Genomic DNA, 15625 nt, shown 5'->3' on the forward strand with positions numbered 1-15625 from the left:
CTACCTGCTAAAAGCTAATACCTAAATATGAAACCGACAAAAATCAGGCATCAGATGCTCTTTCTGATCTTTGTAAATGTAGTTATAAACTACATGGATCGAAGTAATCTAGCCGTGGCGGCATCTGATATTGGTAAAGAATTTAAATTCTCATCCGTACAGATGGGGCTTATCTTTTCAGCCTTTAGCTGGACCTATCTTTTATTTCAAATCCCGGGCGGAATTTTAGTCAAGCATATTAGTCCAAGAATATTATACGCAGTCAGCCTCATTAGCTGGTCCTTTGCAACCCTCATACAAGGTTTTGCCAAAGGCTTTGCCACTTTGTTCGGGCTACGTATGATAACAGGCGCATTCGAAGCGCCGGCCTTTCCAATTAATAACCGCGTAGTTAGTGCCTGGTTTCCGGAAAATGAAAGAGCATCGGCCATAGGAATTTATACGTCCGGCCAGTTTTTAGGTCTTGCTTTTTTAATGCCGATACTTTCAAAAATTCAAGCTTATGTAGGGTGGAAGGGTCTTTTTGTTGTAACGGGACTCATCGGCGTCATTTGGGGTTTTGTCTGGTATTTTTTTTACCGTGATCCGATGAAACATACAAAAGTCAATAAAGCCGAGCTCGAAGTTATAGAAAGCGGAGGTGGCTTATTGGACCGAACGCTTACAGGGACCGGTCCGAAAAGAAGCTTCCGGTGGTCCGATCTAAGGGAAGTATTATCCTACAGAAAATTGTGGGGCATTTACATTGGTCAGTTCGCTGTGAATTCTACCTTATGGTTTTTTCTTACCTGGTTTCCTAAATACTTGGTTGACTACCGCGGAATGGGCTTCATCCAATCGGGATATTGGGCTTCTATACCGTATCTTGCTGCGTTCTTGGGTGTGCTTTGCTCTGGCTTCCTCTCCGATTATTTGATTCGAAAAGGCATTTCAGCGGCAAAAGCACGTAAACGTCCTATCATAATTGGTCTTTTAATCTCTGTACTCATTTTGGGTGCTAATTATGTCAATGCACCTAGTCTGGTGATTTTATTTATGTCTTTGTCTTTTTTTGGTGTCGGCTTTGCTTCGATCACCTGGATATTTGTTTCTACCCTTGCACCGAAACATTTGATTGATATAACGGGCGGTGTTTTCAATTTTATCGGCCAGTCGTCCGGCATTATCGTTCCCATAGCCATTGGCTTTTTGGCAAGTGGTGGTAATTTTGCACCTGCTTTGATTTTTGTTGCTTCGCTTGGCCTCCTAGGTGCCTGTTCTTACCTCTTTTTAGTGGGAAATGTTGAACGCATAAAATCTAATGATATTGCTGAATTACCAAATAGTGAAATTTAATGGATACATTTTTAAGCTGCGATTGGGGAACAAGTTCCTTTCGATTACGCCTAGTTGAGGTAAAAAGTTTCAAGATACTTGCCGAAATAAAAAACGATTCAGGTATTTTGGAGACATTTACCGCTTGGCAACAAAACGAGCCTGCGACGAATCGTGTTTTGTTTTACACTTCAATCATAACGAACCACATCCGAATACTAAGCGAGAAGCTTCGTGTTTCGCTTAAGGGAATACCTGTAGTACTATCAGGAATGGCATCGTCTACGATAGGGCTCATTGATTTACCTTATAAAGTTCTACCCTTTGAAATAGATGGTTCTGACTTGCACATCGAAATGTATAAAAGTGACGAGACGACCAATCCGCTTATTATTGTCTCCGGTGCAAGAACTGAAAACGACGTTATGCGAGGAGAAGAGACCAAAATAGTGGGCTGTGCTCAATTGATCGGAAACGATGAGTCCGAGCAGCTGTTCGTTCTTCCAGGTACGCATCCAAAACATGTTCTAATAAAAGATCGCCGGATTATCGGTTTCAAAACCTTTATGACCGGCGAATTTTTTGATCTCCTTTCAACAAAAAGTATCTTGTCAGGATCTATAGCCGCGGGAGAAGATTTAAATAGTCGGGCAAATCAGAAAAGTTTTATGGAAGCAGTACAGCTAAGCCAAACCACCGATCTACTTCACCATAGTTTTCTAGTTCGGACCAATCAAGTATTGGAACGCCTTTCTAAACAACAGAACTATTACTACCTCAGTGGGCTGCTTATTGGAGCGGAGCTAGCGAGTCTGGAATCAAAAAAATCCATATACTTACTTGGGGGGCCCGCGCACCGTTCCTTATATACCTTGGCGTGTTCGACCCTCGGTATTGAGATTATACAGTCATGGGATGCCGATCGGGCTTTGATTCAAGGGCAGGCAACAATTTTCTCAAGAATGAAAGATAGTTCATCCCTTCTCGCTTAACACTAATCTTTTTTTACTTTAACGGCAAATAACGTCCAAGTGGCCAAAAGTAGCAGGACAGCGGAGAACTGATAAATAATCGAGAGATCAATCTGTGCATCTTTCAATGCGCCTCCAACATATACCATCAGCCCTCCTACGATGGTACTCAGAAAATTGAGGAAACCATAGCCCGTAGCGATATATCGATCATCGGCCACTTGCCTTAAAATAGGCATCAGGTTAGCATCATTAAATCCTCTTGCCAGACCAAAGATCAGCATCGCAATGATGGCAATGCCAAAGACAGAAGTAGATGCCATTAAAAAAAGAAACGGGGCGCCCAAAGTAAAACCGATAATAAGCATATAAATTCGGCCCCTATTGTTTTTACGAGTCCAACGATCTGCCAAAATCCCTCCTACGATGACGCCAATAAATGAACCGATCTGAATGTATCCGGTGGCGGAAATTCCGGCTTCGCCGAGGTCAAGGTGAAAATGCTCTTTAAGAAAGGTAGGTAACCAACCGTAAACAAGCCAATTTACAATACCTAACACTGCAAAATAAAACAAGAGAACGTAAAACGAGGCCTTACTAAAAAGATTTTTCAGTGCCCCACGGATGTTAACTTCTAAATCGATTGGAACTACTTCCGTTAAATCACTTTGCGTGCGTTGATGATCTTTTAAAATTTTTAATAAAATAAAAGAATAAACAATTCCAACAATACCAAAAACGTGAAAGCCATAGCGCCATCCCCATAGTTCTGCAATGTACCCACCGATACCGCCCAATGCTAATCCGGCATATAGACCACTCATATGTAAACCGGTTGCCAGCGACCGTGTCCGCCCTCGGTGGTAATCGGTTATTAGGGCCAAAGCGGCAGGAATATAACATGCCTCACTTATACCCATGATGATGCGCGCAACTAGCATTTCGGAAAAAGAGCTTGCAAAACCTGTCCATAAGGTAACCGCCGACCACACCATAACGCTAAAAACAATCACTTTCTTTCTACTGTACTTGTCGGCGAAGAAACCTCCAAAGGGACTTAAAATCCCATACGACCAAAGAAAGACCGACGTCAATAGACCGAATTGTGCATCCGACAGTTTGAAATCAGCCACAATAGGATCGTGCATCGAAGTTATTAATATACGATCAAGGTAATTTAAGAAGGCTACTACCCATAATAAAGCTACAATAAGCCATGCGTAACGATTAACAGTATGTTTCATTATTGATCCGTTATTTTTTCAGGTGTCAGTCTTAGCACGCGAGGGGTACGAACGGCAGGTCTTACTTCTCCCCCCGGTATTATGACAGCATCGTTCCATATAGTTAAACTGGTCGTTACCGGAGCCCAGCTGCTCCCATTTGGATTGGCAATTGCATCTTCTTTTTTATCAGTGGGAACCTCTCCTATTTTCTTCCAGGTATTTGTGGACACATCATAATCTAAAATGTTCGTAGAAAAACCGGGGTGTTGCTGTTTCAATTGATTTGCTTTTGCAGCCAGCTTCCCATCATCGCCTCCAAAAATTAAAAGATGGTATTTGTTAATACCATAAGCCGGATTTGGCGCCGCTACAACTGATTGGGGAAGATCGGCTATTTTCTTCCACCCTACCTGGGGGGTATATTCATAGGCATCTTTCAGGTATTCCCTAACTCCATCCACCAGCTTTGCTCCGCTGAATAAATACAATTTACGATGCTGAACACCTGCAACCGCTAACATTCTGGACGGTCCCGGCCAAGGGTCAAGTACCTTCCATTCTTTCGTATCGGCAGCAAGATCCAATGCCCAAAAATTTTTCTCCGTTGTCTTGGAGTCCGGTTTCCTGATACCGCCCGCTATATAAATAACATCTCCTAACAGTACCCCTGTACAATTGGCTAATGGGTGGGGTAAATCGGGCAATGTACTTTTTTCAATTCTTCCGTTGTCATATCGCAACATCCAAACTTCCTTGTGATGACCATTTTCATTACTCCCTCCGATAAGAATCACTGCATTTCTCCAAGATACGGATACTCCATAACCTAATGGTTGCGACAACCTCCCTACTTCTTTCCATTTGGCGTTTGGGTTGTCTAGTGCGAATACCCGATCGTACCATACCTTATCAGAACCGGTCCAAGGCGCACCGCCATCGGGAAAATTTGCACCACCTATAACCAAAAGTGCGCCATTGCTGACTCCAACAAAAGAACCCGCAAATCCAATCGGATCCGGGAGTGCTTGCAGCTCATCCCATTTTAATTGATTTGTAGAAACGAACTGCGCCACTCCTTTATTTAAAGAAAAAGTCATAAGAAAAATGAGAAGTGAATAAGAAGATCTGTCCATGCTAACATTCAATTATATTTTACAGCTCACTGCTCTTCGCTCAGTATTTCCGAAGCCTGCTTCACCACGTCAAAAAAACCGTTCACATCTAAGGCGTTTTTCAGCTGCAGCACGTCGTCTTCATTTAGCGGCTCAAGTGGTAGCCGACAAGGACCGAGATCAAAGCCTATCATCTTCATGATTGCCCGTTGCGCAGGAATCGGCGGATATTTTACAAGACAACGCACCATGTTAACCGAATGCAATTGCATGTTTGCCGCTTCCTCATAATGTCCGTTTTTATAATACCTTAATAGTTGTAAATAGAGCGATGCAGAAAAAGTATAAGTGCTACCAATAGCTCCCATCGCGCCAACGGCAAGTGCCGGTAGAAGCATCTCATCGTAGCCGAACAGCACATCAAACTTACCCCCTTTATAGTTTAGACAGGCTTGATATTCATGTAAGGTAGAGGCGGTATATTTAAGTCCGGCAAAATTAGGGATCACTTTTTCAGCCTGTTCCAAGAAGGCGAGCATATCAATGGCGATGCCCGTTAATGTAGGGATATGATAATAGTAGAAGGGTGTATGAGGTGCTGCAGAAGCAATCTGAGCCATACTATTCACCAGATTGCTCACAGTAGTAGGTTTAAAGTAAAAAGCTGCGACGGAAGAAATAGCATCAGCGCCAATCTGTTCTGCATGGGCTGCCAATCGTTGACAGTCCGCAATCGAACTGTGTCCAACGTGCACCAGTACCAATATCCGTTTATTAGCAGCTTTCACATAGGCCTCAGCAATAGCCATGCGTTCTTCCACCGTTAAATTCGGCCCCTCTCCATTCGTTCCGCAAATAAACACACCAGATAATCCATCGGCTACCATTTTATCTACTATTCTCGGGATAATATTCAGATTTATTGTTCCATCTTCGTGATACGCCGCAAAAGTTGCCGCTATTAATCCGGTAATTTTATTCATATATTTATTTATTGTAAGTTTTATTTATTTCCAAACAACTCAGTGCACAATTTTCGTTTCACGATAAGTTATTATTATTTATTATCGGTCAGCCAGTCAAGCTTAAAGGTCTTCAACACGATGTTATAGTTCCAGTCTTTTCCCGAATTTGTTTCAAACAAGCAATAAACGGTTCCATCCGCCCCTACCGCAACATCTGAATAGCCGGATGGCCCTTCGTGAATCAGCTTACTAATAGGCCACGTCTGTCCCTCGTCATAGCTGACTTTAGCAGTTAAGTTTTTACGGGGATGTTTTGGAATATCGCGGCTATCAGGATTGAGAAATAGGATACCTTTCTTCCTGTCGGATAACCTAATAATACTAGCCATGCAGATCGGATCGAAAAGTTCTTCATCAAAGACAGGTTTCGACCATCCGCTGATGCCGTCCTTACTATAGCTTACACCACGCAAATGTTTTTCCGAAGTATTTCTGATATTCACCATTACCCTTCCGTCCTTTAATTGAACTGCCATGGTTTCGCTGGGATTTTTAAATTCAGCCGAGTTTTTAGCGATGATTTCACCTCGTTTCCACGTTTTTCCGAGATCATCGCTATAAATGGTTGCAATGCAAGAAGGGGCGTGGCTCCGATGAGGTACCGTCTTAGCAGGATCACTCAACCAAACCGGGACAAGCAATCTGCCATTTTTTAGCTGAATGCTATGTCCGGGGCCAGGTGCTAATACTTTCCAATCATACGCTGGCTTAAAGGCGTCAAAAGTGGCGGTGATATCCATGGCAGGGCTCCAGGTTTCTCCATCATCGGTAGAAAAAGTATAATAAGCTCTTGCGTAATCCCGCTGATAAAGCAGGTGAATTGTCCCCTTACTGTCAACGATAGGCGTGGGATTACTGGTAGGGCCACTTTTCTTGGGAGCAATAACGATTGGGGCTTCCCAAGTGCGCCCTCCATCTTTGCTTCGACGCATCAACAAATCCATTTCTGACCAGTCGCTCGCGGTACCGATCCGACCTTCACAAAAGGCCAATAAGGTGCCTTTTTTACTCATTACGAGCGCAGGAATCCGCGTTGATGCATAGCGTTCATTCGGAGTAAAGACAATACTGCTATCCACAGCCATTCGCTCAGAAGTATGTTGCCCGGCCACACATCCGTAACCAACAATTAAAAAGTTGATCAGTAGATACAGATATTTAAATTTATTCTCTCTCATGGCTTTGTGTTTTGATTTTTTGTGCTTCGTTGCATAAAAACTTCCGGCAAAAGCTCGGCACATCGCTGCTTAACAACGTGTATTTCTTCTTCGGGAATCCAGCGATACGGCCATCGCAAACGGGTACTTATAGGTGTCCATCCACCTACCGCAGCCATAAACTTATCCACCGCTTGGTTAGCATAAGCTTGATCCCGAATATAAGGCACCATGCATTGCTGCATAAATTGTTGAATACGCGATTGCATTTCGAACGGATCACCTGTTTTGTTCACCATATCGTTATACCAGTTTTGGGCAAACGCAGGGTGTAAGCAAGCGACATTAGAATAGGTACCATGGGCCCCTTGGGAGATGCCGGTTGCGAGTTGATGCCCGGGTACAAATACTGAAAACGGAACCGGCAACTCGCTCATCTCCCGATACCACTTCTCGTCTCCTCCCGAAACCTTACATCCCGCCAAGGGAATTCCTGCTAGTAGAATCTCTGCAAAGTCACTCGGTAAAAGTTTCGTTTTCGCATGCGGTGGGTTATACAAAACCAATCTAATCGGATCAGCTTCTTCCGCCAATCGCGTTAAAAAATGGATAATCTCCGCCTGAGACGGCACAAACCAATCCGGCAAAATGACTTGAACGGCAGACGGTTTTAGCAGTTTGGCTCGTTTTAATCGTTCCAAGGATATTTTAGGACTCATATGCGAGCATCCGATCTGAAAAGGCATGGATGCAGCGTTACATTTTGTGGCTAAAATTTCATTTATCTGATCAAATTCGTCTTCAGTTTGATTGTAAAATTCTCCAGCCGTACCATTTGAATAAATTCCGTTCACTCCATGGGCAATTAGCGTGTCTATCTCATCTTCCAATTGTTTAAAATTAATACTTTCGTCATCATCAAGTGGAAGCAACAAAGTTGCCCAATTACCGTAGATCTCATTTGCTTTTAGTGGAACCATTTTGTTTTATCTTCAATTTCCTAACTTTTAGTCTTCGATTATTCATACTCCCAATAAAGCTTCTTTTTAATTACGGTTCCGTGCGGCCATTCAATATCCAGGCTAGGTTAAATTTGTTGAACTCAATAGATTTGTTACTGTTGGCTGAATCGTGTACATTTTCATTATATTCAATCAGCGCACCAATGCAATAATCCGAGGTCTTGACCATGCTCGAGTATCCACCGTAAACCACGGTACTTGTCGTATAATTGCAGTTTCCGCTGTTGTACAAAGCTCTGCTTATTGGCCAGGTCTCTCCATCATCATAGCTGATGCGAACAGTCATATTACAGCGTTGACTTGTGCCGTTTGGATTTAAAAAAATTATTCTATTCGGATCATCCACATTATATCGAAGTATAGAGCCCTCGCACTTCGGATCGGGAAGAGCGGAAACAGCAGAAAAAGAAGAGAAATTTCCGGAAATTGACCCCACAGACTTCCTTCTTGTTTTTGAAATATTCCACTCCGTTGTATTGGGACGATCATTCCGCATTAAACTTCCGTTCATTAGCTCAACGATGGTACTTTCATCCGTACCACCCGGGACAGGTTCATAACTCCAGGTCGCTCCATGATCATCACTATAAATATTTCTTCCGTATGCCGGAACAATTAATCTACCTGGATGATCGTAAACAGTTCTGATACCGATCCCTGGACCAACACAATCCCATTTATAACTCAAAGGAGTTAATGTACCGGTGCGATCTACGGGATCAGACCAATTAGCGCCATGATCATCACTGTATGAAGTATGAATTCTTCTATCACCCCAAGCTTGAAAATCCGACCATTTGGTTTTGAATTCGTCGTTCCATTCTAAAAAGAGCCATATTCTACCGTTTACGCCTACCGAAGGGTCATAAACAGCTGTGGGATTTCCCCAGGTACCATTTCCTTTTCCCACTACCTCTCCTAATGCCGACCAGGTTGTTCCGTTATCCATCGACCTTTTAAATACCACATTGATATCGCCATAGTCGCTTGGACTCCAGCGCCTACCTTCCGCAAAAGCTACCAGCGTTCCATTCTTGGTTTTAATAATAGACGGAATACGGTACGAATGGTAAATCCCTTCACTACCTCCGTTAAAAACAATTATCCGCGTGTTAATTGGTGCTGCTAAGGCTGCATGCTCAGTAAGACTTTGCTCCTGATCAAGACCCGGTAGTTTTTCTCGATCGGCATTTGTTACTTTAGCGCAACTCAATGCGATAGACAAAACAAAACCTAAACCGAGGTATGCCAGATTAATTGGTTTAGTAGTCCACATTTTAACGTTATTCATTTAGATTTATATTTAGCTATTAGTACTTATGTAGTACATATCAAATGTGACAACTATTTTAAATATTTCCAAATTTTTATCGAAAAACTTCCTCGGCTCGCAGAATTGGCTATCACAATTCTCTACAGGCAAGTTCTCCCAACAACTTAAGATCTCTTTCCAATTTCTCATCCCACAATAGTCCGTAGTTTAACCGGAGGCAGTTATCGTATTGGTTTTGTAAGGTGAATATTCTGCCCGGAGCAAAACTAATTTTATATCTCAAACACTTTTCATAAAGAGTGACAGCATCGATAGCCTTGGGTAATTCTACCCAGATAACAAATCCTCCTCGCGGTCTGGTGGCCATTGTCCCCTCAGGGAAATAGTCTGAAATAGCCCTTGAAAATTTCAACATGTTGCCGTGAAGTGTGTGCCTTAGTTTGCGGAGATGACTCTCGTACCGACCGGTTTCGAGAAACCACGCAATAACTTCGTGGGTAACAGACGTGGATGAAATACTATGATAGAGTTTCATTCGCCTTACCTCGTTTTTGAATTTTCCAGGAGCGACCCAACCGACCCGATAGCCCGGGGCAAGCGTTTTCGACACGGAGCTGCACCATAGCACTAACCCACTTTCATCGTAAGTCTTGCATGATTTCGGACGTTGTTGACCAAAATATATATCGCCATTGAGATCATTCTCAATAAGTGGGATGTTATATTTTTCCAAGAGACGTACGGTCTGCTTCTTATTTTCATCCGGCATACAACTGCCTAGCGGATTACTGAAATTGCTGATAAAAAGACATACATTTATTTTGTTTGCCTTCAGTGCATCTTCCAACGCATTTAAATCAATACCATGCTGAGGATCCGAGGGCAATTCTAATACTTTAACACCTAAAACCTGAGCTAGTTGCAGCATTCCAAACGAAATCGGGCTTTCCATCGCCACCGTATCGCCTCTTTTTGTTAATGCCATCATGCAGTAAGATAATGCATTCAAGCAACCGCCGGTTGTGATAATTTCGTCGTGGTTCAAATGCCCCTCCATCGCAAAAGACCATCGGGCAATCTGACGTCGTAATCTTTCATTCCCTTCGATTTTATCATACATTACGCCGCTTCCTTTTAACTCTCTCATCGCCACTGTTAAACCCTTATTGAGTTTTGCAATAGGCAACAATTCATTCGCCGGAATCCCTAAAGCAAGTGCCAAATGGCCATCTTCTCCCAAACCGTCATAAATTTTGCGAACTAATAGCTCGCTGTCGGCATAATGTGCTTCGGCCTCGGGTTTGGTAATTTGAGGAAGCGCCGGGACTTTCGTTTTGGAATAACGCACATAATATCCCGATTGAGGTTTCGTTTCAATCAACATTTTACTTTCCAGATTATAATATGCACTTAATGCCGTATTCTGACTTACTCCATATTCACGGCAAATAGTCCTTAAAGAAGGAAGCTTATCACCTGTTCGTAAAGCACCATTTAAGATTTGTTGCTCAATAACTTTGGCGATCCGTATATACATGAAATCTAATTTCTCTTTAACTTTTTTCATTCGTTATTCATTTAACTGCTACCATCAAAAATAACATATCTGCATCTGCTATCATAAAGATGTTTTATCGAACTTTGTTTATCAAAACGAACGTAAATACGATGGCACACAATGAGATAAAAACAGGTTTTCTTTTCGCAAATCGCGAACTACTTATTCTTGCATTTCCGGGAAATATCCGATCCCGAAAAAACACCTACTATAGTATGTACCGTAAGATCGCCTAAAACCAGCAACAATGGACTCAGTTCAAAAACACATATTTATTATCGGTTCAGGAGCCATCGGCAAAGCGCTCGCCGTTTTCCTTAAACTTGCCGGAAGAAAAGTGACCGTAATCAGAGGAAGGGTAAAAGATGCTTGCACAACAACCAGGCGTATAGGTATTGAAATCCAAAATGGCGTGACCCTCGAAGCCAATGTCAAAATTACAACATTGGATTCGCTTCCAATGATTGATGGCATTGTTGTTCTCTCCAACAAATCGTTTGGGAATGAACAATTGGCGCGTGCACTAAAAGGAAGAACAGGTAACTCCCCTATTGTTCTCTTGCAAAATGGGTTAGGTATAGAGCAGTCCTTTCTAGATCACGGATATCCACAGCTATACCGTTGTGTACTCTTCGTAACTAGTCAGCTAATCAACCAATCTAATATAAGGTTTAAGCCCGTAGACATTTGTCCAATCGGTATTGAACGGGGAAATAAGGCTGATCTGGAAAGGGTTGTCAACCACCTCAATACACCAAATTTTAGGTTCAGAAGCGAACTCCACTTACAGCATATTATTTGGAAGAAAGCTATTATAAATTGCGTTTTCAATTCCATTTGCCCCTTATTGGAAATTGACAATGGTATATTTCATAGAAGTCAGGACGCGCTAAAAATTGCACGCAGAATCATTGTAGAATGTATTAATATTGCTACAGAAAAAGGGATAGCAATTCGTCAGGACGAAGTCGAAACCGGTTTGCTGCAAATAAGTCAGTTGTCTGAAGGACAAGCGATATCGACTTTACAGGATATTCGAAACAAAAGAAGAACGGAAATAGAAACGCTGAATCATGAAATAGTACGGATAGCGGAGCAGATGCATCAGCAGGACAGCGTTCGTGAAACCAGATTGTTGGGCGAGCTTATCAAGCTCAAATCAGAGCTTACCCAAAACATTATAGATACGGAAGTAATTGGCAAATTATAAAGGAAAGAAAGTATTACTATGAAAACAATACTAATAACAGGTGCAAGTAGAGGAATTGGCGCTGCGACAGCGCTTCTTGCCGCCCGAAATGGTTATGCAGTAGCAGTTAATTACCAAAAAAATCATAAGGCAGCGAATGAGGTTGTCAACCAAATTCTTTCCATGGGAGGCGAAGCCATTGCAATTCAGGCCGACGTTTCTAAAGAAGATGAAATCCTTCATTTGTTTTCCGTAATTGATAGCCGGTTTGGAAATCTCCATTGCCTCGTTAACAATGCAGGCATACTGGAACATCAGATGAAGCTTGTCGATATGGATTATGCCAGGTTACAGCGGATGTTCAAAGCCAACATCCTTGGTTCGTTTCTTTGTTGTAAGGAAGCGATTAAACGTATGTCTACAAAATTAGGTGGCAAAGGCGGCACCATTGTTAATGTTTCATCCATTGCTTCCAGAACCGGTGCACCTTTTGAGTATATTGATTATGCAGCCACTAAAGGAGCGTTGGATAGCCTTACGATCGGATTGTCTAAAGAGGTGGCGGACGAGGGTATTCGGGTAAATGCCGTTCGTCCTGCATTTATCTATACCGATATACATGCCGATGGCGGGGAACCTGATAGAATTAATCGACTAAAAGAAGGCATACCATTGAAAAGAGGTGGTTTGACAGAAGAAGTAGCTGAAGCTATTTTATGGCTTGCGTCAGAAAAATCTTCGTATTCTACAGGCATTTTCATCGATGTCACCGGAGGCAAATAGATGAATTTTAACCACTTAAAAGATAAAACATAAAGAAAAAACACCTATTTATAAACCGTATCAAAACCTCATGACAAGGTGCTTGTAAAATTGATGGGACATACTCGCCCGAGTAAATTCCGCTCCCATACAAGACGATCCAAGATGATTTTTATCAAGCGCTAAACACTGCATATCGCCCTAATGGTTTTTCATTGAACCTCGCATTTTTAGTTCGGTTGGATAACATCGAACTGTACAAAATAAAGACCTATGTACTTTGGTAAAAACAACAGTTATGACCAAGTGTAGCATCTTATTTTTGGGAATACCTCCTATCGCGATATCAAGCAGTATCGCTAAAGCACAGCATTATGATTGCGAAATGCCTGCGTTAAACCGGTTGATGACCAAGATGGCTTGTGTCATACAGAAAGAGCACATGCCAGGATTAACAATTGGGCTATGCCGATCTGGAATATGTAATTCATACTTTCACGCAAATACCATAAATTTACGAAAACAGTCCAAAATATCTAATGTCTGAAATAAATACCTTAGCTGCTTTTTATGCCTTTTCGGGCGGAGCATTATGGCTATTAGGATCCCTGCTCTTTATTGGATTTGATAAAGTAAATACCCAAGCCAACCGATGGCTTGGGGCATTCTATTTTATTCTGGCATGCAGTTTTACGCAACTTTTTCTAGAAGAATTTGAAATAGGTGGCAGTTTCCTTATTCATCTGCTCGAGCTACCAAGATGGGCGATGCTTCCCTGTCTATATATGGCAGTAACCGGCTACGTGTCCCCATCTTTACCAAAAAAAGATAAGCTTCTCCACTTCGTTCCTTTTTTGCTTTTCCTTGTATTTTCTTTGGTGTACTTAATGCCAAAATTCTTTAATGGGCAATACCATCTGCCGATATTACCTCCGTGGATCGGCTTTATCGTTCGATATTTTTCTTTTGGCCAGATGGTTTATTATTGGATCGTCTGTTTCTTGTTGCTCCGTCGTCACCAAAAGAATATAAAACGAGTTTCTTCTTTTACCGATAAAATAGATCTGGAATGGCTAAGATATCTATTGATTTCCGTGTTAGTTTTGATTTTTATCCGCATACTGAGCATATCCAGCATTCACGTAACTTATTACTCCCCAATCCTTTATTTTTTAGGAATAATTCTTTTGGCCTATTCAACGCTGTCTCAGAAATCAATTTATGCTATCGAGGCATATCAACCGCCGGAAAAAGACGGGATTGCACCCCAGAAAGTGTTAAATGAACGGCTTACCGCAGAACAAGTGGAGGAGCTCAAATCCATCGTTACGAGAAAAACAGACAGTGAAAAGTTGTACCTCGATCCAAGTTTGACACTTTCAGTGCTTTCCGGTAAAATTGGCATCAGCACCCATGAACTCTCTTATGTTCTCAATAACGGGCTTGGTAAGAGCTTTTATCAGTTTATAAATGAGTTACGGACCGAGGAAGCAAAATCATTACTCTTATCAGAAGACACCAAGCATTTAGATATGCTCGGTGTTGCAATCAGAGCTGGTTTTAATTCCAAAACTACATTTTATACCACCTTTAAAAAAGCGACTAAGCTCACACCTAAAGAATACATTAAAGCAAATTCAAAGACTAGTTGACAGCAATTCCGTTCATTTGCATCCACCCGAACTTCTTCTAATCACTGAAGGGTTATCATTGCATCATAAGATAATTACGAAATACGCATGTTCGAAAAACACAAGCGCATGCGTATTCCATATGACCATTAAAAAATAAATCATAATCGGATGAATCCAATGAACAAGTCTGCAATCGCTCCAAAAGATTCGTGTGGTCATCGGCAGCATTTTATTCGGAAACGTATTTCTTGCAATAAGCTGTTTTGCACAGCCCCCCGGCCGTACATTGCCTTCCCACTTATTTTTTTATTGAATGATAAAGAAGCGACACAGGTCTCATGTTTCGAGACGATGTATGGATCAAAGCAAAATAGAAGGTTATGATATGGAAGATTTTAATCGAATTTTCGTCATTTGGTATATATTAGTCGTTTGGACAGCTGATGGAATAGCACAGCAAGTGACGGACGAAAACTTTAATTATTCGGTTTCCATCCCTATGTACGGGGTTGGAAATGGCCCCGTAATATTATTTGATGAAGCCCATAATAATGCGTCGACATTGAAGGGGACCTATGCCGCCTTTGGTAAACTGCTAACAAGTGACGGTTATCAGGTAGTAAGCAGTAAAGAAAAGGTGACTCTAGAACTTTTAAAAAAAGCCGAGATCTATGTAAGCGTCAATGCGATGTATGATATGGAAGACTGGGATTTACCGGCGAGGTCGGCCTTTTCCCAAGACGAAATAAATGAACTCTGCCATTGGGTAGCCAATGGGGGAAGCTTATTTCTTGTAACGGATCATATGCCCTGCGGTGCCTCGGTCAATGAACTAGCAGGAAGATTTGGAATCAACATACTAAATGGCTTCGCTATTCGAAAGGATGGTCGGCCAGAGATATTTTCAAAAGAAAAAAAAACACTTATTTTAAATGAGATTACCAATCGTCCCGGTAAAAAAATCGATAGCATTATGTGCTGGGGTGGAACGGGATTTATTGTTCCGACTCATGCCCATGTAATTTCTGTATTGGGCGACGATTACCGCATCTACCTCCCTAGCTATGTTTCCCAAATAAGAAAAAGATTATCAGACACTATTCCTTATATTTCCGGAAGAGGGCTAGTGAATGGCGCATATTTAGAATTTGGTAAAGGAAGAATTGTCATATTCGGTGACGGGGCACCTTTTTCAGCGCAGCTCCAAGGTGTCAAAAGTGAGAAAAGAGGCATGAATCATCCCGCAGCAACACAGAATGCCCAATTTCTGCTTAATATTATACACTGGTTAGACAGGAAATAATAAATGTAAAAACAGCTATTTCCAGTGCGGGTTTTGGCAACTTTTGTTAGCCCGCTATTTGTTCATCCATCTATACGCT

At 41.8% G+C, this 15625-nt stretch carries 13 protein-coding genes; 6 read left to right on the top strand and 7 right to left on the bottom strand.

The window, feature by feature from the left end; translation table 11 throughout:
- Positions 1-27: 27 nt before the first annotated feature.
- Positions 28-1335 (top strand): MFS transporter, encoded by a 1308-nt coding sequence (locus tag ACH11B_RS24785; protein ID WP_130858482.1) that lies wholly within the window; start codon positions 28-30, stop codon positions 1333-1335.
- A complete protein-coding gene (locus tag ACH11B_RS24790) occupies positions 1335-2306 on the top strand; it encodes a 2-dehydro-3-deoxygalactonokinase (protein WP_130858483.1) in 972 nt (323 codons plus the stop codon). Before ACH11B_RS24785 ends, ACH11B_RS24790 begins: the two co-directional genes overlap by 1 nt.
- Positions 2307-2308: 2 nt before the next feature.
- Here ACH11B_RS24790 and ACH11B_RS24795 read toward each other — a convergent pair whose 3' ends face one another.
- From ACH11B_RS24795 to ACH11B_RS24825, 7 genes are all read right to left on the bottom strand, one after another.
- Positions 2309-3529: an MFS transporter gene (locus ACH11B_RS24795; RefSeq protein ID WP_013667809.1), complete on the bottom strand. Its 1221-nt coding sequence runs from the start codon at positions 3527-3529 to the stop codon at positions 2309-2311.
- Positions 3529-4644, bottom strand: coding sequence for a galactose oxidase (locus ACH11B_RS24800; protein WP_130858484.1), 1116 nt, complete (start codon positions 4642-4644; stop codon positions 3529-3531). Before ACH11B_RS24800 ends, ACH11B_RS24795 begins: the two co-directional genes overlap by 1 nt.
- A gap of 26 nt (positions 4645-4670) precedes the next feature.
- Positions 4671-5606, bottom strand: coding sequence for a dihydrodipicolinate synthase family protein (locus ACH11B_RS24805; RefSeq protein WP_377610938.1), 936 nt, complete (start codon positions 5604-5606; stop codon positions 4671-4673).
- A gap of 74 nt (positions 5607-5680) precedes the next feature.
- Positions 5681-6826 carry an exo-alpha-sialidase gene (locus tag ACH11B_RS24810; protein WP_130858486.1) on the bottom strand — a complete coding sequence of 382 codons (1146 nt, stop codon included), beginning with the start codon at positions 6824-6826 and terminating at the stop codon, positions 5681-5683.
- Positions 6823-7785: a dihydrodipicolinate synthase family protein gene (locus ACH11B_RS24815; protein WP_289552005.1), complete on the bottom strand. Its 963-nt coding sequence runs from the start codon at positions 7783-7785 to the stop codon at positions 6823-6825. Before ACH11B_RS24815 ends, ACH11B_RS24810 begins: the two co-directional genes overlap by 4 nt.
- Positions 7786-7855: 70 nt before the next feature.
- On the bottom strand, positions 7856-9118 hold the full coding sequence (locus ACH11B_RS24820; RefSeq protein ID WP_242627406.1) for an exo-alpha-sialidase: 1263 nt from the start codon (positions 9116-9118) through the stop codon (positions 7856-7858).
- Between the two features lie 112 nt (positions 9119-9230).
- Entirely contained in the window at positions 9231-10667 is a 1437-nt protein-coding gene (locus tag ACH11B_RS24825) for a PLP-dependent aminotransferase family protein (protein ID WP_289552008.1), read from the bottom strand.
- Between the two features lie 238 nt (positions 10668-10905).
- On the opposite strand from ACH11B_RS24825, the gene ACH11B_RS24830 reads away from it, so the two are divergent.
- From ACH11B_RS24830 to ACH11B_RS24845, 4 genes are all read left to right on the top strand, one after another.
- Positions 10906-11868, top strand: coding sequence for a ketopantoate reductase family protein (locus ACH11B_RS24830; RefSeq protein WP_013667816.1), 963 nt, complete (start codon positions 10906-10908; stop codon positions 11866-11868).
- 18 nt (positions 11869-11886) lie between these two features.
- Complete coding sequence (locus ACH11B_RS24835) at positions 11887-12630, top strand: SDR family oxidoreductase (RefSeq protein ID WP_130858489.1); 744 nt, start codon at positions 11887-11889, stop codon at positions 12628-12630.
- 518 nt (positions 12631-13148) lie between these two features.
- Entirely contained in the window at positions 13149-14261 is a 1113-nt protein-coding gene (locus ACH11B_RS24840; protein ID WP_130858490.1) for an AraC family transcriptional regulator, read from the top strand.
- A gap of 337 nt (positions 14262-14598) precedes the next feature.
- On the top strand, positions 14599-15546 hold the full coding sequence (locus tag ACH11B_RS24845; RefSeq protein WP_130858491.1) for a hypothetical protein: 948 nt from the start codon (positions 14599-14601) through the stop codon (positions 15544-15546).
- Positions 15547-15625: the final 79 nt, after the last annotated feature.

The organism is Olivibacter sp. EAT-5 (genome assembly GCF_044784325.1).
GTDB lineage: Bacteria > Bacteroidota > Bacteroidia > Sphingobacteriales > Sphingobacteriaceae > Olivibacter > Olivibacter oleidegradans.